The organism is Mycoplasma miroungirhinis (assembly GCF_013008815.1).
GTDB classification, from domain to species: Bacteria; Bacillota_I; Bacilli_A; order Mycoplasmatales; family Metamycoplasmataceae; genus Metamycoplasma; species Metamycoplasma miroungirhinis.
Window position 1 is genome coordinate 217,446 of record NZ_CP053097.1, and the last position, 26,021, is coordinate 243,466.

Annotated in this window: 24 protein-coding genes; 3 read left to right on the top strand and 21 right to left on the bottom strand. The window is 23.1% G+C overall.

Annotated features, from left to right (window positions below; translation table 4 throughout):
* Window position 1 precedes the first annotated feature (1 nt).
* The 19 genes from HLA92_RS01130 to HLA92_RS01220 form a co-directional block, all read right to left on the bottom strand.
* Window positions 2-3,895 carry a hypothetical protein gene (locus tag HLA92_RS01130; protein WP_171112693.1) on the bottom strand — a complete coding sequence of 1,298 codons (3,894 nt, stop codon included), beginning with the start codon at window positions 3,893-3,895 and terminating at the stop codon, window positions 2-4.
* Between the two features lie 121 nt (window positions 3,896-4,016).
* Window positions 4,017-4,808, bottom strand: a complete 792-nt coding sequence (locus HLA92_RS01135; protein WP_171112695.1) for a hypothetical protein — start codon at window positions 4,806-4,808, stop codon at window positions 4,017-4,019.
* Entirely contained in the window at window positions 4,809-6,647 is a 1,839-nt protein-coding gene (gene topA / locus HLA92_RS01140) for a type I DNA topoisomerase (protein WP_171112697.1), read from the bottom strand.
* Between the two features lie 109 nt (window positions 6,648-6,756).
* On the bottom strand, window positions 6,757-7,113 hold the full coding sequence (rplS, locus tag HLA92_RS01145; protein ID WP_171112699.1) for a 50S ribosomal protein L19: 357 nt from the start codon (window positions 7,111-7,113) through the stop codon (window positions 6,757-6,759).
* Complete coding sequence (gene trmD / locus HLA92_RS01150) at window positions 7,103-7,777, bottom strand: tRNA (guanosine(37)-N1)-methyltransferase TrmD (protein ID WP_171112701.1); 675 nt, start codon at window positions 7,775-7,777, stop codon at window positions 7,103-7,105. The genes rplS and trmD overlap by 11 nt, the downstream gene beginning before the upstream one ends.
* Window positions 7,778-7,779: 2 nt before the next feature.
* Window positions 7,780-8,040, bottom strand: a complete 261-nt coding sequence (gene rpsP / locus HLA92_RS01155) for a 30S ribosomal protein S16 (RefSeq protein ID WP_171112703.1) — start codon at window positions 8,038-8,040, stop codon at window positions 7,780-7,782.
* A 108-nt stretch (window positions 8,041-8,148) separates the two neighbouring features.
* Window positions 8,149-8,700 (bottom strand): hypoxanthine phosphoribosyltransferase, encoded by a 552-nt coding sequence (gene hpt, locus HLA92_RS01160; protein WP_171112705.1) that lies wholly within the window; start codon window positions 8,698-8,700, stop codon window positions 8,149-8,151.
* Between the two features lie 2 nt (window positions 8,701-8,702).
* Window positions 8,703-9,365: a deoxynucleoside kinase gene (locus HLA92_RS01165; RefSeq protein WP_171112707.1), complete on the bottom strand. Its 663-nt coding sequence runs from the start codon at window positions 9,363-9,365 to the stop codon at window positions 8,703-8,705.
* Between the two features lie 154 nt (window positions 9,366-9,519).
* Window positions 9,520-9,993 carry a transcription elongation factor GreA gene (greA, locus tag HLA92_RS01170; protein ID WP_171112709.1) on the bottom strand — a complete coding sequence of 158 codons (474 nt, stop codon included), beginning with the start codon at window positions 9,991-9,993 and terminating at the stop codon, window positions 9,520-9,522.
* Entirely contained in the window at window positions 9,986-10,693 is a 708-nt protein-coding gene (locus HLA92_RS01175) for a BC85_0335 family putative methyltransferase (RefSeq protein ID WP_171112710.1), read from the bottom strand. The genes greA and HLA92_RS01175 overlap by 8 nt, the downstream gene beginning before the upstream one ends.
* Window positions 10,674-10,931: a DUF1292 domain-containing protein gene (locus HLA92_RS01180; protein ID WP_171112712.1), complete on the bottom strand. Its 258-nt coding sequence runs from the start codon at window positions 10,929-10,931 to the stop codon at window positions 10,674-10,676. Before HLA92_RS01180 ends, HLA92_RS01175 begins: the two co-directional genes overlap by 20 nt.
* Window positions 10,932-10,933: 2 nt before the next feature.
* Window positions 10,934-11,359, bottom strand: coding sequence for a Holliday junction resolvase RuvX (gene ruvX / locus HLA92_RS01185; RefSeq protein WP_171112714.1), 426 nt, complete (start codon window positions 11,357-11,359; stop codon window positions 10,934-10,936).
* On the bottom strand, window positions 11,347-14,022 hold the full coding sequence (alaS, locus tag HLA92_RS01190) for an alanine--tRNA ligase (RefSeq protein ID WP_212751824.1): 2,676 nt from the start codon (window positions 14,020-14,022) through the stop codon (window positions 11,347-11,349). Before alaS ends, ruvX begins: the two co-directional genes overlap by 13 nt.
* 1 nt (window position 14,023) lies before the next feature.
* Entirely contained in the window at window positions 14,024-15,142 is a 1,119-nt protein-coding gene (mnmA, locus tag HLA92_RS01195; RefSeq protein WP_171112719.1) for a tRNA 2-thiouridine(34) synthase MnmA, read from the bottom strand.
* A 92-nt stretch (window positions 15,143-15,234) separates the two neighbouring features.
* A complete protein-coding gene (gene rplT, locus HLA92_RS01200) occupies window positions 15,235-15,588 on the bottom strand; it encodes a 50S ribosomal protein L20 (protein ID WP_171112721.1) in 354 nt (117 codons plus the stop codon).
* A gap of 21 nt (window positions 15,589-15,609) precedes the next feature.
* Window positions 15,610-15,798: a 50S ribosomal protein L35 gene (gene rpmI, locus HLA92_RS01205; protein WP_171112723.1), complete on the bottom strand. Its 189-nt coding sequence runs from the start codon at window positions 15,796-15,798 to the stop codon at window positions 15,610-15,612.
* Complete coding sequence (infC, locus tag HLA92_RS01210) at window positions 15,791-16,438, bottom strand: translation initiation factor IF-3 (protein WP_336508850.1); 648 nt, start codon at window positions 16,436-16,438, stop codon at window positions 15,791-15,793. Before infC ends, rpmI begins: the two co-directional genes overlap by 8 nt.
* A gap of 140 nt (window positions 16,439-16,578) precedes the next feature.
* Window positions 16,579-16,752 (bottom strand): TM2 domain-containing protein, encoded by a 174-nt coding sequence (locus HLA92_RS01215; RefSeq protein WP_171112725.1) that lies wholly within the window; start codon window positions 16,750-16,752, stop codon window positions 16,579-16,581.
* A gap of 33 nt (window positions 16,753-16,785) precedes the next feature.
* A complete protein-coding gene (locus HLA92_RS01220) occupies window positions 16,786-17,670 on the bottom strand; it encodes a bifunctional 5,10-methylenetetrahydrofolate dehydrogenase/5,10-methenyltetrahydrofolate cyclohydrolase (RefSeq protein ID WP_171112728.1) in 885 nt (294 codons plus the stop codon).
* 305 nt (window positions 17,671-17,975) lie between these two features.
* Here HLA92_RS01220 and HLA92_RS01225 point away from each other — a divergent pair, with 305 nt between their 5' ends.
* Both HLA92_RS01225 and HLA92_RS01230 read left to right on the top strand, forming a co-directional pair.
* A complete protein-coding gene (locus tag HLA92_RS01225) occupies window positions 17,976-21,737 on the top strand; it encodes a hypothetical protein (protein WP_171112730.1) in 3,762 nt (1,253 codons plus the stop codon).
* Window positions 21,738-21,749: 12 nt separating this feature from the next.
* Complete coding sequence (locus HLA92_RS01230) at window positions 21,750-23,057, top strand: hypothetical protein (RefSeq protein WP_171112733.1); 1,308 nt, start codon at window positions 21,750-21,752, stop codon at window positions 23,055-23,057.
* Here HLA92_RS01230 and HLA92_RS01235 read toward each other — a convergent pair.
* Together HLA92_RS01235 and HLA92_RS01240 are read right to left on the bottom strand one after the other, a co-directional pair.
* Window positions 23,040-23,303: a hypothetical protein gene (locus tag HLA92_RS01235; protein WP_171112735.1), complete on the bottom strand. Its 264-nt coding sequence runs from the start codon at window positions 23,301-23,303 to the stop codon at window positions 23,040-23,042. The genes HLA92_RS01230 and HLA92_RS01235 overlap by 18 nt on opposite strands.
* Before the next feature lie 60 nt (window positions 23,304-23,363).
* The gene (locus HLA92_RS01240) at window positions 23,364-23,507 is read right to left on the bottom strand and encodes a hypothetical protein (RefSeq protein ID WP_171112737.1); all 144 of its coding nucleotides are present in this window, start codon (window positions 23,505-23,507) and stop codon (window positions 23,364-23,366) included.
* Between the two features lie 127 nt (window positions 23,508-23,634).
* On the opposite strand from HLA92_RS01240, the gene HLA92_RS01245 reads away from it, so the two are divergent.
* Complete coding sequence (locus HLA92_RS01245) at window positions 23,635-25,929, top strand: hypothetical protein (RefSeq protein ID WP_171112739.1); 2,295 nt, start codon at window positions 23,635-23,637, stop codon at window positions 25,927-25,929.
* Window positions 25,930-26,021 lie beyond the last annotated feature (92 nt).

Consider the following 26,021-nt stretch of genomic DNA (forward strand, 5'->3'; position numbering starts at 1 on the left):
ACTATGCGTTTTGTTTTTTATTTTGCTTGAAAATGTCTTGAAAATCATTTGGATATAAATATGCTAATTTCTTATTTATTTGATAAAAAGTAGCTGGATTATAATTAATATCATCATTTCCAAAAAATGAATATTTTTGTGTTTCTGTAAAGGCAAAATTATTTACCCGAGCAGGAGTACCTTGATTATTTAAACCAACTAAATTTCCTTGATAATCATAAATTCCTGAACCAGAAGATCCTGAATAAAGATCAAAATATTTAGTTTCTCATCAAGATGCTGCTTGAAAACCATCCATCACACTAACTTTTTCTGCTAATGAAATTTTTAAAGTATTTAAAGCAAATAAATATTCTCTATATCTTGCTGCATTAGCATATCCATCTGGATTAGTTGAAGTATTAACTTTAGGTAATGATGCTATATAAAAATTAAGATTATTATCTGAATTCATAAAGCGTGATTGTTTTGAAATTTGTAATGGCTCAATAGTTTTAAAATCTAAAATATGTTGAATAGCATTAATTTGTTGTTGCGTTAAGTTTTTACCATTTTCTCGATAAGTGTTTAAATTTTGATTAGCAAATTTATCAAAAATAACTTTAAAATCTACAATGGCAATAACTAAATCAGCTTGCCATAGTGGATTAGATTCATTTACATTCACACTAAATCCTTCATTATCACGTAACTTATCGAAATTATTTTTAATTTTTCCAGTATAAGCTGCAATTAGTTCATAACTTATACCTTTATTTTCATTACTAAAATTAAAGTCATATAAATTTCCATTTACTGGTAGATTAGGTAATTCTGAGGCTTTTGAATAAATTGGTCCTTGATGATTATCAGTTTTATTAATCAAAGTAGGTACAACTAATTGTCCATTAGTAACTAAATATTTATCATTTCCAAAATCTGAAGTTTGTTTGTGAGTAAATAAACGTGATTTATCAGAAATATTAGTATCTCAAACATGATAATTAGCAAAAGTTCAAAATCTATAATCATTTGGATCATTATTGACTTTTGCAATTATATTTCAAGTACCATCTGATTTATTTGAAAGTGAAAACACACGTTTACGTGCTTGATTAATTGCAAAGTTATTATCTTCTTTAAATACTCTCTTACCTGTTTCTTCTGGTGAAGGAGCTGAAGTTAGTGCATTTTTAATTTCTAATTTATTAGTAATTTGTCCACCAGATACATATTTGGTCTTGGTTTTTAATTCATATGTATCATTAAAAGCAGTAGTAGTTGGTTTAATTGATAAATTATCAACTGTTTCAACTTCTTTAAAAGATAGTATTTTTGGAGTATTTGTATCTTGAATTCAATGAACAAATAAATCAGCATTACTAATAAAAATTGAATGATTTATAGCTGTATTATGTTGAGCAACATTATTTGAAAATGTTGTATCATAACCATCTCTATTTTTAAGAATAAGTTCTAAATCATCACCTTTTAAATCAATATTAAAACGTACTAATGATTTTATTTTTGTTGCTAAATCTTGTTGAAATTGAGGATTTTCGCTGACATAATCAAAAAGAAAATCAACATCTTCAATATGATTATTTTCTTTTAATATTTTTAATGAAATGGGAATTCTAATACGAGATTGAATATCATTAAATTCTGTTCATAATTTTGCATTAATTGGATTAGTATTTAGTTGTAAACTAATTCATAATAATACATTTTCTAATGGTAATTTGTTTAGATTTTGAATTGAATCTAAACGTTTATGAATTGTTGCTGTTTTTTGATTTTCAGAAATTGAAAAAATTTGTTTTGCAAGTAAATTTCTTGTTTTAAATCAATGTAGGTCTTGATTAATACCATTTTTTGTAATTTTATAATCTTTTGTAAAAACTTTTTTATTTTTATGATTTGGATATCTAGTTAAAAAATTGTGTTTTTCAAAATTATAATCAATTAAAGTTGATAAATTCTCGATTGAAAAATCAATTTTTTCGCTTTTATTTGTACCATTAACTAAACTAGATTTAGAAATTTTATTTATGTTATTATTTTGCTCTGATAATTGATTTGTTAATTTATGATCTGAATTTCAATTAAAATTAAAAGCAAAATATTCTTGATTATTTACTTTAAAAGGTGTAAAAACAGGACTATAATCAGTATTTAAAATTTCAATTTCACTTAATTTATAGAAGATTTTTTCTTGAAGACCATTTAATTTAAACTTACTTAATTGATCATATGTTAAATAAATTCTTTTTTTATGTGGCACTGAATATTCTTTGTTAAATTTATCTTCTTCATTTTTAGTTGCACCAAATAAATCTTTTTGTAATTGAACAATTTTTTCTTTTGTTTCAAAGGTTAGAGCTATTATTTTATCTCTAATAAAATTTAGTTGATTTTTATCAAGATTTAGTGCAAGAGTAGCAAAAATATTTTTATTTGGTTCATCTTTATATAATTCAAAATTAGATATAGTTAATGAATTAATTTTCATTTGATTATCAAAAACATTTTTATTATCAAAAGCAACACGAGATACATCATTATTTTGGTATTTAATTTGTGTAATAATAAATTTACTGATTTTATTATTTAAGTTATCATAATTAAAATTAATATTTGAATTATCATATGAAACATCTATTCATTTACTTCAAGGTTTTTTATCATTTCAACTTTTTATTAAAATTTTTAATGGAATACTATTATTTAAATTTTCCATAGTATTTATGAATACCTTATTTTGATTTAGAACAATATTTTTTATATGTAGTGTTTGATTATTGTGTAGTGTTAAGTCATTATCGTTAGATTCTGATCATACATAGTTGGAATCTAATACTTCAAAGTAATCTCTATATGCAACATTTTTTGTTTTTAAATTATTTTTATCAAGGATATTTTGTGAATATTGTTTAATATTTTTATCTTCATTAGAATATTCATTTGCTTGTTGTAAAGATACTGTATTTCCATATTCTAAACTACTTTTTAGTGATTTATCTAAGTTATTTGTATTGATTTGTTTGGTTGTAAATTGATAATTTGAATTTTGTGGCAATTCTAGTAAAATTTCTTGGTTTTCATTATTAATAAGTTTTATATATTCAATAAGATAATTAGTATTAGACATTAAATTAATAAAGTGAAATTCAGCATTAATATTATTATTATTTTCAGTAATATTTGTAGCAATAAATTTATTATCTGTATTACTTAGTTTTGCATATAATTTATAATTTTTTACTAATAAATTTGATACATTTTGAATAGTTATAAAATATTGTACTGAGTTTTGAGTAATGGAATTATTATTTAATATAAGTGAAGTTATTGTTGGTGTTTGAGTAGTTGCTGCAACATTATTATTAGATTTATTTTGTGATTGTTCATTTGTTTTCTTTGAAGATTCAACTGAATGTTCTGTATTTGTTTTTTCTTTTTTAGTTTCTGGATTTGTTGTTTGGTTATTTGTATTATTTATTTTTGGATCATCATTTTTGTTGGCAATTTCATTAGTTTGAGGATTATTTGTATTATCTAATTGTTTATCTTCATCTTTTTTAAAATTTTGATTTGTTTGAGAATTTTGCTTGTCTTCTTTTTGTATAGATTGATTATTATCGTTTATTTGCTGCTTATTATTTTTTGATTGTGAATTAATAAAATCATTAATTTCGTTTGAAATACTAATTTCATCTTCTTGTGAGCTAATTTGATTTATTTTTTGTTCAAAATATTCACGTTTTTGACTATCTTTAACAAATTTTTTAACTCTTTCTTTTAATATTCTTTTTTGATTATCAAAATTATTTTGATTTGAACAGCTTACCATTAATATTGGTAAACAAAATGAAACAGATAACATGCTAAATTTTAAGATAATTTTTTTATTCATATAACCTCTTTTTAATTTAATAATTCTTTGTAATTAATATTTTATCAATCTATTTTTTAGTTTCTTAAAAAACATAAAAAATCTCATTTTAAAATGAGATCTTTTTTATATTTAAATTTATTTATGATACATAATATTGGATTCTATTTTTTTCAATGATTTTTTTATCTTTAGACACAAAGTTAAAATCAATTACTAAAAGATTTCTTTCACTTTTAGTTGTGTATTTTACATAATCTTCATTATCAGCTTTTACAATATCATAATCTTTTTGAGAAAAAATATTAGGTCTATTTTGATTTGCTATTTTTATAAATCATTGAAACACCGCATTTTTAAATGCTTCAGAACTAAAATAATTATCTTGAGTTGAATTGCTATTAGAAATAATATTTTTTAATTCATTTTTATTTTTATTTAATTCTATTTTTAATTGATCATTATTTTCATAATTATAAGAACTATTATAAATATTTATTTTTCTATTTTTTATATTAATTTTTTTAAATTTATGTTTTTTATCTTGAATAGATAAATCCACTATTATATTTTCTGCATCATTTTCATCATATTTTAAATCTGTAAATGTAATTTCCATATTTTGTTGTTGTCTAGGTGTTAATTTAATATTAACATTTCCGGAAATAAATTTATTTACGGGTTCATTTGGATTATTTTTTTTTCATATTTGAAAATTATTAAATATTTGTTGTGCAGATTGAATATTATTAAATGATGTAGGACTTAATATTATTTTTTCTTGGTCTTGTTGATATTCTTTATCTGAGTATTTTTCAATATGAGTTATTTTAGCATTGTAATATACAAAATAAATGACACCAGCAATAGCACTAGAAGAAAAAAGAGAAATCAAACTTACTCATAAATATTTTTTATTTAATGTTTTTTTCATTTATTCTGATTTCTTTTTATAAAATGTTCTCTTTTTAGGTGCTGTTTCGTCTGATTTAGTGAATTTACATTTTGGAAAATTTTCACATCCTATAAATCTTTGACGATTTGATTTATTATGTCTAAATAATAATTTATTGCCACATAATGGACATGTTTCACCATTATATTGAATACTTAAAGTGCTAATTTCAATTTTTTTAGATACTTCATCAAATGTTTTTGAAAAACTTTCTCAAAAACTTTCCATTAGTTTTTCTTTTCCTTCTTTACCTTTTCCTTCTGCAATTTCATCTAGTTGTTCTTCAACTTTACTTGTATAATCTTCATTTATAATTGTTTTAAAGTTTGTAACTAATTTTTCAATAATAACTTTACCAAATTCAGTTGGTGTTAAAATATTTTTATTACTTTCTACAAATAAACGTTGTTTAATGACTTTAATTGTTGTTGCAAAAGTAGAAGGGCGTCCAACTTTAATATTATCTAGTTTTTCTATAAGTTGTCCTTCACTGTATCTTGCTGGTGGTTGTGTTTGTTTTGTTTCATGTATATATTTTTTTACTGGTATTTTTGAACCAACTTCGTATTTTGGAATATTTTTTTGTTCTTCATCATTTTCTTTAATTACACTATAACCTTTAAAAAGAATTTTTGAAAAAGACATTTTATAATTTGATTCATTATCTAAAAGATTATATGAATAAATTTCTCTAACAGGTACACTCATTAGTGACATTAATGTTTTGTTGTAAATTAATTCATATATGTAAAATAAATAATTATCCAATTGATGTTCTATTTTAGCTTTTTCTGGTGTTAATTCTAAATCAGTTGGTCTAATGGCTTCATGGGCATCTTGTGAACCTGAAAATCCTTTTACTTGTTTTGCAACATAGTCTTTACCATATTTTTTTTCGATAAATTTTTTTGATGATGATACAAATTTATCATTCATTCTTGTTGAATCTGTTCTTGGATAAGAAATAAGACCACGTTCAAAAAGTTTTTGTGCCGCATCTTGAACTATTTTTGAAGAATATTTTGCTTCACGATAAAGTGCTGATTGTTTAAATGGAGTTACTACTGAATCTTTTTTAGTTGATATTTTATATTCTGTAACAGTTAAGAAATTACTTTGAGAATTAATTGCTTGAGATGCAATTTCTGATGTTAATCATGTGTTATTATTTTTAAAAACACTAGGTTTTAAATAAAGTTGTGCTGTAACATTATTTTCAATTTCTGCACTTATTGTTTCATATTGTATAGGTTTAAAATTTTCAATTTCTTTTTCACGATCACAAACTAATTTTAAAGCAATTGATTGAACACGTCCAGCACTTGGATTTGTGGGTTGATTTTTGGTAGTTTGTTTCATCAATTTAGATAATTTAAAACCAATAATTCGATCCAACATTCGTCTTGCTTTTTGTGCTTCAACTAAATTTTTATTTATTTGTTGAGGATTATCTATTGCATCTAAAATTGCTTGTTTGGTTATTTCATTATAAGTAATTCGGTGATATTTATTTTCTATACCTAAACAATCTACTAAATTTTGAGCAATTGATTCACCTTCACGGTCGGGATCAGTTGCAATTAAAACTTCAGAAGATTTTTGGGCTTCTTTTTTTAAATTATCGATAACGCTTTTTTTACCTTTTTCAACTTCATATTTAGGTTCTCATGTATCAAAATCAATTCCAAATTGTTCTCTTCCCTTGGTTGACAATTTCAATATATGACCTACAGATGCTAAGACCTTGTATTCTGAACCTAAGTACTTTTGAATTGTAGCTTGTTTATTTGGTGATTCGACTATTATTAATTTATACATAATATAAATATTATTATATTTGGAGTATTTTTTGTTAAAAAAAGAAAAAATAAAATAGCTTAACTAAATAGCTATTTCTTTTTTTTATCTAAAAACAAACATTAAATTATTATTTTGTGTTTTTAATTTCTTTAAGTCTTGCAGCTTTACCTTTAAGATTTCTCATGTAAAATAATTTAGCTCTACGAACTTTATTTTTACGAGTGATTTCAACGTGTGAAATTAAAGGAGAATTATATTTAAATACACGTTCAACACCAATTCCATAACTATTTTTACGAACTGTGAAGTTTTTAGCAGTTCCTTCTCCACTTAAAGCGATAATTAAACCTTCAAATACTTGAATACGTTCTTTATCCCCTTCTTTAATTCTTACATGAACTCTAACGTTGTATCCAACTTTTAATTCAGGTAAGTCATTTCTAATTTGTTTTTGTTCTGCTAATTCAATTAATTTATTTCTCATTTTTAATCCTTTCAATAAGATCTGGTCTATTTTTTAAAGTTTTTTGATATTTTGCTTTATCTCTTCACTCTTTTATTTTTGCATGATTTCCATTTAATAATACTTCAGGAACTTTGAAACCTTTATATTCACTTGGTCTTGTATATTGCGGAAAATCTAATAATCCATCACCTTCAAAACTTTCTTCTAAGTGGGAATTTTCTCTAATTACACCAGGTGTTAATCTTGCAATTGCATCAGTTATTAACATAGCAGGAATTTCTCCTCCAGTTAAAACATAATCACCAACACTAATTTCTTCATCAACAAAATTTAAAATTCTTTCATCAAAACCTTCGTAATGACCTGCAATTAATGTAATTTCATCAAGTTTTGCAAATTCACGAGCCATTTTTTGAGTAAAAGTTTTACCTTGGGGACTTAATAGAATTTTTTTACCTCCAACCGTTTGCAATGCTAATTCTATTGGTTCAACTTGTAAAAGCATTCCTTGTCCTCCACCATAAACTTTATCATCAACTTTTTTATGTTTTTCAGTTGAAAATTCTCGTCAATTTATTACATTTATACTTATATGTCCTAATTCAATTGCTTTTTTCATAATTGAAAGTGTTTTAAAATTTTCAAAGTATTCTGGAAATAAAGTCAAAATATTGAATTTCATACTTATTTACTACGATTTTTTGTGTAATTTTGATAGAAATTATTAGTTTTCAAAAGTGTTCTAACTGTATCACTAACTTGTGCACCTTGATTTAGTCATTTTGTTATTAATTCTTCATTTAATTTAATTTCTTTACTATGTGGATTGTAGAATCCTACTTCTTCAATAAAACGTCCATCACGTGGTGAACGTGAGTCTGCTACAATTATTTTATAAATGGCATTAAATTTTTTACCATTTCTTTTTAATCTTAATTTAACCATTGTGGTCCTTTCTTTTGTATGTTTTTGGATAGTAATAATATTTTACCACAAAATTTTCAATGTAAAGCAAAAATGCTTGACACTTATTAGATAAATAAAAAAAGTCGATTATGACTTCTTTATTAATTCAGGTTTTAAAGTTCCAATGTAAGGGATATTTCTCATTTTTTCATTTCAGTCAAAACCAAAACCGACTATAAATACATTAGGAACAACAAAACCACAATTATCAACTTTAAAATCGTTTTGTCTTCCTGCTGGTTTATCTAATAATGTAAGAACTTTTAATGATTTTGGATTTCTACTTTTTAAAATATCAATTGTTTTTGATATAGTTCTACCTGTATCAACTATATCTTCTATAACTAAAACATCTTTGTTTTCAATGTCATTTGCTAAATCTAATAAAACTTTAACAGAACCAGAAGATTTTGTACCCCCGTTATAAGAACTAATAGTTATAAAATCTAATATAAAATCAACATTAATATTTTTAATTAGTTGTGCTAAAAATGGAATACAACCTTTTAAAATTCCCACAATAATTAAATCATTTGAATTTTTATATGTTTCATTTACTCAGTTACTTAATTCTTTTATTCTTGTTTCTAACTGTTCTTGTGAAAATAAAATTTTATCCATTCTACTATCTATTTGCATTTTTATTCCTCATTTAATTGTCTTGCTTGTTGATCAATTATTTCAATAACCTTTTCACTTAATTCTTTTTCATTTAAATCGTTTGCATCAATAACAATATGATTTAATTTAAATTTAGTAACAAGTTCTAAAAAGAATTCATAATAATGTTTGTGTAATGTTTTAAAATATTCAACATTTTTATCTCAGTTATCTACTTCAGTTTCTCTTCCTCGTTTAAAAATACGTTTTTTAAATGTTTCAAAATTAATATCTAAAAATATTGCAAGATCTGGTAATTCTTCATTTGTTATTAACTTTTGAAATAAAGCATCATAAGCTTCTAAATATTTGTTAGGTTTATCTTTTAAAATAATTTTCGCAAAAATATAATGTTCAATACTAAATCTATCTAAAAAGATGTGGTCTTTTGTAATATCTAAATTTTGCGTTTTATATTCTTGTAAAATATCTGCAAATTTTGCTGAATGATTTTCTACTATATATGATTGAAAACCGATTGTAAGATTAGGTTTCTTTTCATATAATCATTTTAAAAAAGTATTAAAAACTTCATCATCTTCTTCAAATTCATGTAACATTTTCGAAGTTTTGTAATGTTTATGTAATTTTTCTGATAAACTAGTTTTTCCACTTGCGATCATTCCACTTATTCCAATAATCATTTTTATCCCTCCTTTATTTTTGTTTTTTATTTTACTAAAAATTTTTAATTTTATAAAAATAAATTTTATTTTTAATAAGTATTTTTTAAAAAACTCCTTTTTGTATTAACATCTAATTTTTTTAGAATTTAACACATATAAGGAGTTTTTTCAATTAATTAATTTTTTTAATTATAATTTCATATTTTTTATCTACATCAACTTCCACTTGATCTCCAACTTTATGACCTAAAAGAGCTCTTGCTAGTGGACTATTGTTAGAAATTTTTTGTTCAAAAGGATTTGCTTCTAGTGAACCTACAATTTGTATTGTTTTAGTAATAGATTTATCATTTTTCATTTGAAATGTGACAGTTGATCCAATTTGAGCAATTGATTTTACTGAACTTTGATCAATGATTTCATAATTATCTAAAATATGTTGAATTTCAGTAATTCTTGCTTCAATTTGTCCTTGTTTTTCTCTTGCTGCATCATATTCAGCATTTTCTGATAGATCACCTTGACTACGAGCATCACGAATTTCTTCAATAACTTGTGGTCTAATGACATTTTGTAGATGTTCTAATTCTTTTTTATACTCTTCTAATGATTGTTGAGTTAAATAAATTTTATCTGCATTATTCATATTGTGTCCTTTTGTGATAATTTGTGATTAAAATCAAATTAAATGATTTTATTTTATTTTTTTCAAATTTATATGTTTTTTTGTCATAAAGATAATTCAAAATATCATTTACTTCTTTTTTATTGTATTTATTATATAAGAAAATACACATTCCTTTATCATTTAAAAAATTTAAGTTTTTTTCTAAATAATTTATAGCATCTGATTCTTGATTTAATAAAATAATCATATCATTTTTTGTATCTAATTGTTTCTTATAAATAAAATCATTGCTGTTATTATTTGTTATTGTAATGAATTTAGTATTTGTACTTAGTGAAATGGTTTTAGCAAAGTAATTATCATATTTATCATCAATAAAAACACTTGTAAAATTATTGACAATAAAAGTATTTAATAAAAAAGCAGTAAGAATAGGATTTGCTAAAGGATTAGTAGTTTCTTTTTCTAGATTAGTAATAATAGTTCCAAAATTTTTATTATTTTCTGAAGCTTTTAATAAAATTTCATTTTCTTGGTCTAAAAAGTATTTTTCTTTGATTTTTTTAACTTTTTTATGTAAATAAATATAAGTAAATAATCCAATAAAAAAGACAACAAAAACTGAAATAAGTAAAATGATTTTTCAAGCAGGCCAAGATGTATTTGGGATTTCTTCATTTGTTTTAAATAATATTGTATTATTCAGTGATAATTTCATTATTTTCTAAAAAATCATTAAATACTTCTTCAACGATTTCCCACTCATCTTCTGGAATTTCTATATATATGTCATTTTGTTTTTTTAAACCAACAACAGTTTCTAAATCTGCTAATACACCTAATAAATATGTATCGCCATTTTCTTCAAAATCAAATAAAATAGTAATTTCTGTTTCTTTACCATTATCATCTTGAATAGTGATTTTTCTTGTTTTATCATTTAAATTTATTTGCATAATTATTTTTTAAAATGGTAGTTTAAATAATCTTCTAAAATTAATTGAGCTGCCAATTTATCCTTTACTCCTTTTCTTTTTTTTCTTTTAAATCCAGCTTCTATTAAAATATTTTCAGCTGCTATTGTTGAACCGTATTCATTTACTAAAACAACATCTAAATGAAACTTATTTTCAAGCATTTTTTGAAAATTTTCTACCATTTCAGTTCGCTCTGATTTAGTTCCATTACTTCTTAAGGGATGACCTAAAATTAATGTATCAATATTTTTATATTGTATTAAATATTCATTTATTTTAGCTATTACTGCTTGAAAATTATTTTCTTTAAAACGAAAGTTTTCAAGTCCTGTTACGATGATATTATCATCATCGGTAATTGCAAAACCGCAAGTTCTTGTTCCTAGATCAAGGGCTAATTTGCGCATAATATATCTTCTTTAATGTTTTTAAATAATTCATCAGTTGTAAGATTTGTTACAAAACTTCCTTGACTTACAATTGTATTTCCTCCACCTTTCCCTTGATATTTTGTTAATATTAGTTTTAAAATATCATTAGAATTGTAGATTTTTGATGCAACTACAACAAAACATTTATTGTTTTCTAAATTTATTGTAACAACAAGCACATCATTAAATTTTTCTCTTAGTTCAACTGCTGTTTTTTTTGTATCTTGTATATTTTTTACTTCTAATAAGATAGTTTGTTTGTTATTTATACTTTCAGGTTTAATACCTTCTAAATTAATAGTTGTATTTTGAGACTGTTTAAATAAAATTTTAAATTCATCTCTTACTTTAGTTTCTAATTGTTTTAATAAATCAATTTCATTTTCTAAATCTCGATTTGATTGGTTTAAGTTAATATCTGGTAATTTTACATTGTAATTTTGATCTAATTCTTGATTTTTTAAAATAATTGATTTAACTATTTCTTGATATTTTTTAATTTCGTTTAATAAATAATTTCTTACTAATTTAGTTGAAGTAATAACTCTTAAACGATATATTCCTGTTCCTTTATTTTCTACACCAACAATTTTAAAGTCTTCAATAAATGCTGTATTAGGTGAGTGTGTTCCTCCACATAAATCTTTTGTTATTGGATCAAAAACTACAACTCTAACAGCTGATTGATCGTGATATTCATTTTCTTCAATTGTCATAAAAGCCCCTAATTCATTAGCTTCTTTAATTGACATAATTTTATATTCTCTTTTAACATTATCTTTAATGTATTGATGCATTATGTTTTCAATGTTTTTAATTTCTTGAATTGTTGGTTTTTTATCATGTGGAAAGTCAAATGTAAAATATTCAGGCATTATACTTGAACCTAATTGTTCTATTTTTTCATCTTGATAAGTTTGTCTTAATGCACTAAACATAATATGAGTAGAACTATGATTTCTCATATAACCTTCTCTTGCTTGCTCATTAACAAAACAATCCACTGGCATATTTACTTGAATTCTACCTTTTATTTTATGAATATGATTTCAGTATTTATCTTTAAAAACATCTAATACTTCAAGTTCATTTTCTGATTGCTTAATGATTCCAAAATCATGGAATTGTCCACCACTAGTTGCATAAAAAGGAGTTTTATCTAAAACTAAGTATGAAATTTCTTGGTCACTATTAGTTTGTTCAATTTCTTCAAAATCATTTAATAAATAAAGTATTGAAGCATTTTTATGAGTTGTTTCTTCATAACCTGTAAAATCACTAACTTTGTTTGTAATGATGTCTAAACTGCTAATTACTTTTTCCATTGCATTAGAAACATTACTTCTTGATTTTTGTTTATGAATTTCTAAATAATTATTAAAGTCATTTAAGTCAATTTGAAGATTTTTTTCTGCTAATATTTCATTTGTAAGTTCAATAGGAAAACCATAAGTATCAAACATTTTGAACGCAATTTCAGTAGAAATATGACCATTTTTTTCAATTTCTTTTTCAAGAAGTTTTTCACCTTGATTAATAGTTTTGGAAAATAATATTTCTTCATCTTTAATAATATTTGCTACTTTTGTGACATCAATATCATAAATTAATGATTGTTTTGTTACATCAACTAATTTATATAAAAATGCATCTTCTTTAATTCCTAATTTTAAAACTGAACGATATGAACGACGAATTAATCTACGAATAATGTATCCACGACCTACATTTGAAGGTTTTACACCATCATTTATAGCATTTACACATGCTCTAATATGATCTGCAATAATTTTAAATTGAGTATTTATTTTTGCTTGTTGAACATCTTTTGTAAAATAATTGTTCATATCATATTTATAATCTGTATATTTTTCAATTTCTTTAATAATTATTTGAAATAAATCAGTATCGAAATTAGTAGGTACATCTTGTAAAATACTTGAAATTCTTTCTAAACCAGCTCCAGTATCAATGTTTTTATGGGTAAGTTCAGTGTAATTATTTTCACCATCATTATTAAATTGACTAAATACAATATTTCATATTTCAATAAAACGATCATTTTCAATATCTCCTTTAATTAATTCAATACCTCTTGAATCGTATTTTGAACCTCTGTCAAAGAAAATTTCAGTATCTGGTCCACAAGGTCCTTGTCCTACGTCTCAGAAATTAGTATCTCTATTTCCTTTTATTAAATGATCTTGAGAAATACCTAAATTTAATCAATAATTATAAGTATCCATATCTTCTTCAAAATATGTTATATAAATATCGTTTTTTGAAAATTCTAATCTTTTAAAAATAAATTCATATGCAAATTCAATTGCTTCTTTTTTAAAGTAATCACCAATACTAAAATTTCCTAGCATTTCAAAAAAAGTATGATGTCTTGTTGTAATTCCAACATTTTCTATATCATTTGTTCGAATTGATTTTTGTGAATTAGTTATTCTTGGATGTGGAGGTATTTTTTTACCACTAAAATAATCTTTTAAAGTAGCTACACCACTATTAATTCATAAAAGTGAAGGGTCATTTACTGGTATTAGACTTTTAGATTCAACAACTAAGTGATCTTTAGATTTAAAAAAGTCCAATCATAATTGTCTTATTTCTTTTGAAGTTAGTTTTTTCATGTTATTCCTCATATAAAAATGTTTTTTCTTGGTTATTTAAAAATATTTTATCAATAATTGCACCACCAACAACTTTTTGGCCATCATAAATTACAACTTCTTGTCCTGGTGTCACTGCTTCTGTTAATGGATAAGTAATTTCTAATGTTGTGTTACTGATAAATTTTATATTTATTTTAATATCACTTTGCCGATATCTAAATTTTGCAGTTAAATTGTTTTCATTAAATGAGTGTGCTATTTTATTAAAATTAATTGCAATCATTTTATTTGATTTTAAATAATGTTCTGCTTCACTATTTGCTACATAAATAATTTTCTTTTTAATATTATGACCTACTACAAAATAAGGTTTTTCATATCCTCCGAGATTTAGTCCTTTTCTTTGCCCAATTGTATAATACATCGCGCCTTTATGTGTTCCAACTATTTCTTTGGTTGCAATATCTATAATATTTCCAGGTTGTGCAGGAATATAATTTTCTAAAAAATCACTAAATCTTCTTTCGCCAATAAAACAAATTCCAGTTGAATCTTTTTTATTTGCAGTAATTAAATTTAAATCATGAGCTATTTGTCTAATTTCAGGTTTTGTTAAATTTTGTAATGGAAAAATGGCTTTTTTAATTTGATCATTTGATAATTGTGCTAAAAAATATGTTTGGTCTTTATTTTCATCTTTTGCTCTAAATAATTCATCATCAATACTTTTGGCATAATGACCCATTGCAATGTAATCAGCTTTTAATTCATTAATTGCATAATTTAAAAAAGCATCAAACTTGATAAATTTATTACAAAAAATATCTGGATTAGGAGTTCGACCTATTTTATATTCATTTATTAAATATAAAAAAACATTATCTCAATATTCTTTAATAAAATCTACACGATATAAAGGAATATTTAGTTTTTTAGCGACTGCTTTTGCATCTAAATAGTCTTGTTCTTGAGTACAAATAGTTTGATTTAGTGTTTCATTACCTTTAAAATCATTATTTGTAAAACTATCTCAATTACGCATAAAAAGTCCAATAACTTCATAACCTTGTTGCTTTAATAAATGTGCAGCAACTGAACTATCGACTCCTCCACTTAGTCCGATTACAACTCTTTTCATACTTATCCTTTTTAATATTTATTATTTTAATTTTACTTTAAAAAAGCTTAAAAATAAAAAAATAGATAGCAAGTACTATCTACTAGAATTAATTAATTTAAAGCCTTTTTAGCTTGTTTTACTAATTCTTCAAATGTTTGTGGATAATTAATTGCTAATTCACTTAGCATTTTTCTATTCACTTGAATATTTGATTTTTTTAATCCATCAATTAAACGTGAATATGAAATTCCTAATGGTCTTGCTGCTGCATTAATACGAGCTATTCATAATTTTCTAAAATCACGTTTTACTTGTTTTCTATCTCTAAATGCATATGTTCATGATTTAACAACTGCTTGTTTAGCTACTTTATACCCTATTGATTTGTGTCCTCAGTATCCTTTAGCTAATTTTAGTCATTTGTTACGTCTTGCTCTTGTAACTGTTCCACCTTTTACACGCATATTAAATCCTTTCTATTTCTATTATATTAATTCTTTTAATCTTTTGTAATCTGATTTAGCCATTAAACCTGATTTACGTGATTGTCTTTTTTGTTTTGTTGTTTTATTTTGAGCTAAGTGTGAACGATATGCATTTCCACGTTTAATTTTTCCTGATGCTGTGACTTTAATACGTTTTTTTAAAGCACTTTTAGTTTTCATTTTAGGCATTTGTATCTCCTTTATTGTTTGTGTCTTTATTTTTTTCTAGTTGTAACACTTTCTTTTTATCTTTTTCTATATACATATCTAAGAAACGATCATTTACTAATGTTGCTTCTTTAGAAATTTTTGCAACATCTTCTACATATGAATAAAATTTATTAAGAACTTCTTGACCTATTTCAGGACGAGTCATTTCTCTTCCTCTAAATTTTAAACTTACTTTAACTCTATCACCATCGATCAAAAATTCTTTAGCTTTTCTTGCTTTTGTTTGTAAATCGTGATCTCCAATATTAACAGTTAATCTAACTTCACGATTTATTGTTACAGCTTGTTTTTCTTTTGTTTCTTTGGCTTTTTTCTTTCTTTCGTATTTAAATTTACCGTAATCTAATATTTTAGTTATTGGTTTATTATTTGCAATTGAAATTAAAACTAAATCCATTTTATCGTTTTTAGCCATTTCAATAGCTTCTTTTTTATCTAAAACACCAATTTGTTCTCCATTTGAATTTAATACAAATACTTTTTTGTATGGTATATCATTATTTAAAACATGTTCACTTTTTGGTCTTTTATCTTTTTGAAATTGTTTTTGATTTGATTGTATAAGTATCTCCTTAATAAATAAAAAAAGTGGTTTTATCCACTTCTCACTACAATATGTAAAAACATAGTAGCAACCCGATCTTTAAATAGACCAAGGTGAGAAATGAATCTTCTTTTTGCTTTTAATGCTTCTACATTTTAACATATTTTTATTTTAATGATAAAAATTTTTGATTTTTAGAAATTTCCAGGTGGATTAATTGAACCAGTTGCGATTAATATTAAATCAATTAATCATCAAACTCCAAATCCTCCAGCTGTTATTAGTTTTAATACACCTAATCCAATTTGACCTTTCATAAATCTATCAATTCCTAGTCCACCTAGAAAAAATGAAATAAGTAAAAACACTCCTTTATTTTAATAATACAATATATTAACTAATTATTTTGAAAAATTAGCTAATTCTAAAATCTCTTTAAAATATTTTTTATATTCTGCATGTGTATTTGTAAATGAAATTAATAAATTAATAATTAAAGATATAACAGTCATAGGACCAACTCCACCAGGTACTGGTGTTATTGCATAACAAATATCTTTAATATCATCAAAATCACAATCACCAGTAATTTTATTATTTTTATCCCGATGAATACCTACATCAAAAACTACTGCATTGTTTTTAACATACTTTTTTGTAATTAAATGTTTTATTCCAGTTGCAACAATTAATACATCGTGTTTATTTAAATAACCAATATTTGAATTTTTATTATAACTAGTTACATTTTTATTTTTATGTAAAAGTGCATATTTAACAGGTTGTCCAACTATTTGACTTTCACCAACTACTCCAATATTGGTAGTTTCTAAATTAATTTTATAATAATTTGCAAGAATAATAATTCCTAAAGCCGTTGCAGGTAAAAAACTTTTTTGTTTATTTTTTAGTTTTAAGGCATTAATTTCATTTAAACCATCGATATCTTTTTGCTCATCGATATTATTTAATATTTGATTTTTATTTAAATGTAATGGTATAGGAAGTTGTACTATTAACCCATCTACTTGATTTTGAATATTTTTAATTTCATTAATGAGTATTTCATTTGTAATATGTTCAGGATATTTAAATAAATATGCTTCAAAACCTAATCTTTTAGCAGTTTCTAACTTATGTCTGATGTATATATTAGATTCTTCTAAATCACCAACTTGTACAATACCTAATTTAGGTAATGAAGTCAAATTAATTGTTTTTAAAATATTTGCAATTTTATTTTCTAATAAATTAGCTAATTGTTTTCCATCTAAAAGTATTTGCATATTTATCCTTTTTATCCTATATTAAATAATGTACATTATATTATACTTTAACAACCATTAATTTAATAATTAAGACAAAATTATCTTTTTTAATTATTTTAAAATCTTTATTATTGATATTTTATTTATATATAAATATGATTTATTATTTTTTTTTATTTTTTATGGTTTTCCACAAAAAAAAAAAAAAAAACAAGTTTATAATTTTAATATCTAAAAAATTAAATATAAATATATAAGATAATTTAGATTTTTAATAATTCAATTTAAACAATAACTTCAATTAAAAAATAAGGAAAATAAAAATGAGAAAAAAACATTTTTTATATATATTAAGTGCTCCTACAATTATTTTACCTTTATTTTTAAGTTCATGTACAACAGATTTTAATGCGATCAAAAATATTAAAACTGGAGAAGAAAATAAAGATAAAAAAACACAAAAAAATTTAGATAATCAATCATCTCATTTAGATAAAAAGAAATCTTCTCAAAATTCAGATGATTTAAAACAAACAAATAAAGTTTCTAAGAAAGATGAAACTAAAAAAGAAACAAAAGAAGCTAAAAATAATACAAATAATCAACAAATAAATAAAAAAGTAGAACAAGATCCTTCCAAAGAAAATATACACAAAAATATTGACAATAAAGAAGAAAATAAAAATGTAGATAATAATTTATCTACTAAAACAAATGAAGTAAAACAAAAGAAACCCAATGAATCTCAACAACCTGAAAAAGTAAATACTCAAAGTGATATACAAGAAAATAAAACTTCTGATTCTCAACAACCATCTCAACAAACTGAACATGTTAATAGTTCAAGTCAAACAAAAACAAATGTTACTGAAACTGAAAATGTAGATAATACAAAAACACAACAACCAGAAGAAGTTCAAACCAATCAAAATGAAAATAATATTCAACAAGATAATCAAACATTATCTAATCAAGAAAATACACATCAAGAAACAGTTTTTAGTGACGTAAACTATGAAAGTAAAATTACAGAACTTAAGAGATTAAATCAACAATACACTGTTGATAATATTCAATTAGTTGATAATCTGGATAATAACAACTATCTACTTTTTCATTTTGATAATTTAGGTGCTTATAATCAAAAAAATACATTAAGTTTTAATTTAAATTCTGAAAATTACAATGTGGATTATGATGGTAATTCAAAAAATGTTTTAGTAAAAATTAAAACCAATACTGTATCAAATATTAGTAATATAAAACTAAATAACCAAAACATTTCATATTCAAAATCAATTAATACATTAGCAAGATCAACTAATGTTAATAACAATTTATGGGTAAATTCAGTTTCATATGATAAAAATAATCAAAACATTACTTTATATTTAAATAATAATTTTAATGCTGATATGAATTCAAAAGTTTTAGTTGAACTTAAACCATCTGAAAATATCTATGGTTCTGATTTAGTTTTAGAAGGTAATTACGAAAATAATCATATTGTTTTAAAAAATGTAAATAATTTAGATAAAAGTATAAAAGATTGAGTTGTAACAAATGTTTTTGATTTAAGTGCAAGAAAAAGTTTATCACTTCCAAAAGATAAAACATATACTTCAATTTCATCATCTTATAAAGCTTATAATCCAACAGATATTAAATTTAGTTCTGAAAATCAATTTTTAGGAAATATTAATGAACTAAAAATAGTTAAAGATAATTCAAAATATAATACTTATAATGGTCATATCGAATTAGATTCTACAGCGTTAGAAAATTTAGATATGTTAAAACAAAAATATATAAAAATTAACTTTGTAGATGCAAAACAACTAGAATACGATACTACACAACCATATTCTCAATCTGATATAAATACATATGGACAATTTTTTAATGGTTTAGATTTTAAATTAAGAAAAGATAGAATAAAAAATATTAAAAGCATAGTTTTAACATATGATCAATTAAATAATTTTAAAATAAGTAATTTACCTGCATTAATAACTTGAAAATTTAAATCAGTTGAATTAGTAAATAAATATAATTTCCAACCAGAAAAAGAATTAGAAGTCAAAAATAAAAATCAAATTCAAGATATAAAATTTGAACTTTCAACTCAAAACACAAAATCTCATGGTTATAAAGATAATAATTACTCATTAAATAAATTAAATTATGAAAACAAAGATAAAACATATTATATGGATGAAATTTCTCAAACTGATAATATTAATTGAGAATATAATGATGAAAACTGAATAAAAGCAAATGATTATTATTTATACCAAACTCAATATTATTATGCAAAAGATAAATTGACTAATAAATCATTTACACGTAAATTCCCAAATATTGAATTTAATAATCATAAAAAATATAACTTTGCTACCTTATCTCAACATTTTCAAGATAAAGAATTAAAATTAAATGATACTAAAAATATTTATACATATGAATTTGATTTAAATAATTTACAAAATATTGAAAATAAAAATGCTATTATAAGTTTTAATTTCTTTGCAAATCCTTTAAATATCGAACCATCAGAATGAATTAATTATCAAAATTCATATAAAGTAAGTTTTTCATATGATAGATTAGTTTCAACAAAACATTTTAATGATTTAAAAATTGAATTAATTAGAAATTGACAAGAAATTTATAAATACTTTGGAGTATTAATTGATTATAAAGGAGCTCTAAATTCAACCTTAAATAACGAAGATATTGAAAAATTAGTTAATGAAAATTTAAGTTTAGATGCTGAAATTAAAGATCACAAATTAATTATTAAAATAAAAGCTAAAAACGGAATTTTAAATTCAAAAATTTATTTACACGATATTTCACAACAATTATCAACATATGTAGAAAAATATCAAAACTACTTATCAATAATGTATGAAGAAGATGAAAATAGTTCAAATAAATTAACTTTTAATCCAAATGCTAAATATCCAAATCAATTAAAACTTCCTGCATTTATCTATTCAAAAAATGATAATTGAAAAATTGTTTATGATAACACTTATAATAGTGTAAATAAAGATGATGGAACAGATAATTCAATTTCTTATAGACCTCAATTTGAATTTTCAACAATTAAAGCTAAAACAACAGGTCCATTTGATAATCAAATATTTGATGATGTTTTAAAAAGAGAAATTTCTTTAGATTTTGGTACTGGTTGAATGATTGCAAAAGTAAAACCTGATGATGATAATGATAATAGATATTATGTAGCAACTAATCAACACGTTCCAGTAAATTATTCTCAAAATATTTCAGCTCCTAAAGAACATCAAAATACTAATGATACTGATTTTTATTTAAACACAAATTATTGATCAATTAGAGGAGATATTTTTTGAGAAGCTGATGATAATAGAGAAATATTAGGAAATAAAGTAACAAGTGGAAATCCTAATAATACAATAACACCAATAACATATTCAGGTTTAGATTGAAAAATTCATATTTTTGATATTAGTGATTTATTAAATTATTATGATCAAAACAAATCAAATAGCAATAGAGAAAATGATCCTAGATTTAAAAGTGCTGAACAAGTTCATAGTTGAAAAACTTTAAGACATATTAAATTTTCAGATAAAGGTAATTACATAAAAAATAATACTTTTATCACAACTTATCTTTCAACTTTCCCAGGTCATTTCCCTTCTCACAAAAGAAATGTGCAAATTAGAAATAATTTTATTGTAACTTATAGTTTAGATAGTGATCCAGGAGAACAACATCATACAAAATCTGAAGCATTTGGATTCCAACAAATATTTAAAGACATAAGTGCAAATGCTTATAACTTTTTACAAGGTGGTTCATCTGGAACAGGAATATTTGATTATGAAGGTAATTTTTTAGCAATTCATGCTGGAAAAGATGATGGTTATAATATAGGATTTATTTTAAATAGTCCAAGAGTTAATTTTGCAGGAGAAATTAATACATTTAATACTAATTCCTTTGCTTATAAAGTACAAAGATTAAATAGATTGTATCCAAAAAACATTGGACTTCCTGATGTATTTACAACATTTGAAAAACCATTTAAATAGAAATGATTAAACATGAAAAAAATTAAAACTAAAAAATGATTATTTGTTTTTTCTATATCAACATTACCATTAGTGTTTATAGCAAATAGTTGTGCTTATCAAACTAAAAAAGATACTGATGATTCACAAGAAAAAATTAAAACACCTAATGTTGTTAAAAAAGAAAATAATAATAAAAGTCCTGAAAATAAAAATAATAATGTTGTTAAAACAAATGAACAACCCAATAATTCTACACAATCAAATCAAAATTCAGTAAATAACAAAACTGATCAAGATACAAAAAAACACAATGAAGTAGATCAAAATTTAAACAAACAATCAACACCAGAAAAAAAACAAACTAATCCTCGACCTTCTACAAATATTAATCAAGTACAATCAAAACATAAAACCGAAAGTTCTCCAAAACAACAAGAAATTAAACAAGAAACTAAAAAAACTGAAAATCCAGTTAATGTTAATAAATCAAATCAATCACAGTCTTCAACTAAAACAGAAGAACAATCAAAGGTTGATTCTCAAACTAAAACAGAGCAACAATCACAACCTAGTCCTAAAACAGAAATAAAAGAACAAAAACAAGAAATTGTTCCAAATCAAACAAAACAAAATGATTTATCACAAAATCAAGTTTCAGAAAATAATTTACATAGTCAAAATCCAAATAATATTCCATTTATTCCAGTTAAAGATACAGCTTATATAAGAAAAAGTTCACATATTGGTGCAAATTTTGATAAAAATCCTTTAAATATTGTTAATGAAAATAACTTTAATAATAATTCTGTTTCTACAGAATATGCTCAACTTTTAGCAAATAACAATTATTTAAATTATCCACATCAAAAATTTAATCCTATTGTTCCAAATATAACTGAAGTTGCTTTTAATGAAGCAATATTTGGAGCAAATTCAATTGATCTTTACTTTTCTATTAAAGGTCCATATAATAAATATGTATTAGAATATGAAGATACAACTAATAACAATACAACAACAAAAACAATTGATTTATTAAAAACTAATAAAAATATTTTTAAAACAACTATACAAACAGGAAGAGAATTTAAAAAATTAAAATTAAAAAATATTAAAAATAATCAAAATACTATTTTTAGTTTTTCTGATGAATCAAAATATACAATTAATGCTCAAACATTAAATACTAGCACAATTTATTTTTTCAGAGTAACAGATCATTTTAGAAAAAATATTTCTAATAATACTTTAAATATAAGTTTTGATCTTGAAGAACAAAGTGATTATTTTCCATTAGAAACTTTTAGATTTTCAAACACATTATTTAAAAAATGATAATACCACTCAAACAGTACAATTTTCAAAATCAATTTCAACTATAAGTCGTCATAAAACTGCTACATTTAGTGCAACACTAAATTTAGAAAATATAAAATCATTTGAAGGTTTATATATAAAAGGTGCAGACGTAAATAGTTTTACAAAAACAGTAATTCCAACTCTGTATGGCTGAGATTTTAGTATTCCAATACAAAATTCAGACTTTGACATTAATAATGTAAATATTTCAAATGATAAAGTCATTATTCATACATCTGATTTAAGTAAAATAAGTGAAACTAATATTCAATTATTAGTAAAAAGTTATGAACCTTTTGAACCTTGATCAAAAATAATTACAGCAACCAAAACAAATAATAACACTTTAGAATTTAACACTTCTGATTTAAATAAATCAATTGATAAATATATAATTACAGATATAAAATTAAATGAAAATGAAATCATTAATTTAGGTTTTCAAGAATCAAAATATTCATTTAACTACAAACAAAGTGTTAATAATGAAGTTTCAATTGACAAATTAAATGTTTTTGTAGATCAAAGTACAAAATCTGTTTATGGTTCATTACAAATGAATTTTAATAACCATATTGAAAAATACAAAAATAAATGAATAGAATTAGAATTTATTCCAGATATTAATGAAATTGGACAAAATATTTATCCAAACACATTTAAAGTAGTTATAAAATTCGAGGAATTTAGTAAATTTGGATTAAATGGATTTAATCCTGATATTAAATTTAGACTAAACAGTGCTAAATTTGTTTATCCTCAAACTTTAACTGAATATGCAAATATTAATATTCAACATTTAAATGATTTTAGTTTTCGTTATCATTTTGATTATGAAGATAATTTAATAAATCAACATATAAAAAATGATCAAAATAACACAAATTCAACAAATACTAATTTATTAAGTAATAGTTTAAATTTAACAAAAAATGACTTAATTAATTTAACTACTGATGCTGCACAAAATTCTAAATCAAATGATACTATTTTATATAGTGAACAAAACTTTTATGCTTTATCTCGTTATTTTACTTTTGTACATAACAATGCTTTATCACATAAATTACAAACAATAAACATGGTAGATGAACAAAATAATAAAATTAACTATCAAATTATTCAAGGTAGAGAAATATTAAGAAATACATTATGAAATATTAATCAAAATTATAACAAAGCAGAAATTTCTAAGAATTTAGATTCATATAAAAATTGAGAAAATATCGAAGATAAAATGGTTGTTAATATTAATTTTAAAATGGATTTATTTAAAAATCTATTAAAAGATGTTAAACAATTAGGATTCTCAATAGATAATAAGAGTGTTTTAACTGCTTCATTTATGTATAAGGATTTAAAAAATATTAATAATAATGATTTTTTAACACCAACAATAGATTTTGATACTGAATTTACTGAGCATTATCAAAATATCAACAATTTTAAAGCTTTATTATTTAATTATTCATTTAAAATTCAAAAAATAAATAATAAAGAATTTAAACTAATAGTTGAAGCAAAAAATAATAATGCATTTTTAATTGATGATCTTAGTTTACATTATTTTGCTAATAAAAAAACAGCATTATTATCTGAAGCTTATATGTCAATTAGTTATCCTAAAAAAGATAATGAATCAATTAATATATCATTTAATTCAGTACCATTTAAAGATAATACTCCTTCATATGCAACTAATAAATTAATATTAGATCCAAAAAGAACTAATAATAATTTAGAAGATTTAAATTATGATACATTTTTATCAAATAAAAGAGAAGATACAGCAAGAAGATTATGAAAAGAAGATAACCAAGCTGGAGGATTAAATGCATTAAGACAAAGAGTATTTAGTTTTAATGATGCAACTAGTGCAAGCGTAAGTGTTTTAGGTCCAGTTTTAGATGATCCTAATGATTATCGTTTTTATGTAGTAACTAATACTCACGTTTCAAGAGGTTGAGCTGATTCATCTAAACAAGGTTTAGATACAAATATTGAAAAAACAATCAATGCAAATTTTAGAATTCCAAATGTTATTACTAAACCAACAAATTACGATAATGAAGGTTATACAGGACCTTTTGGAAGCGAATTATATTGAAAAACTAGATTTGATGTTGATTTAGATTTAGTATCTAATTATCGTGATAGTGATCAGTTTTGAAACTTTAATAATGTAAAAGATGGATACAATAATAAAGTAATTTCATATCTTGACAATGCACAGGCTAGATTTGATATGTCTATTTTAATTGTTGATTTATCTCAGTTCTTTTTAACTTATGCAAATAATTCACAAAAATATCAAGATTTACCAGAAGATCAAAAGAAAATTGCAGATTATATTTTAAATTGAAAAAAATTAAAATTAATAAAAGCATCACGTGAAGCTTTTCATATTAATGATTATGTAAATTTAAATTGATTTTTCGGTGGTTTTCCAGTTGATTCTGGACATAATAATCTTGATGAAATTTCTGGTGGACAACGTTATCGTGAATATATTTATGGAAATAGTGCTCCAATTATAAGACAAACTCATGGTACCACTAATGTTTCTAATTCAGCTATTTCATTTTCAACTAGAGTAATAGATTCAACTGGTGGAGCATCTGGTTCAAGTGTTTTTGATAGTCAAGGAAATTTAGCAGCATTATATACAGCAGCTAGTGCTGGTTATGGTTATGCATATATATTTAATGGAAATAAATGAGATTTTTATGGGAATGGTACTAAACCATTTAATAGAGCAAGTTTCTATGAAAAAATGCGTTTATTAGCTTATTTATATCCTGAAAGATATAATCAAAAAGACTTCGAAGAAAAAGGTTTTAAATTCTTATAAATTTATTTATTAAATTAATAACTAATATAATATCAAGTACAGACAGCTGTACTTGATTTTTATTAATTTAATTAATATCTATTGTTTTATAT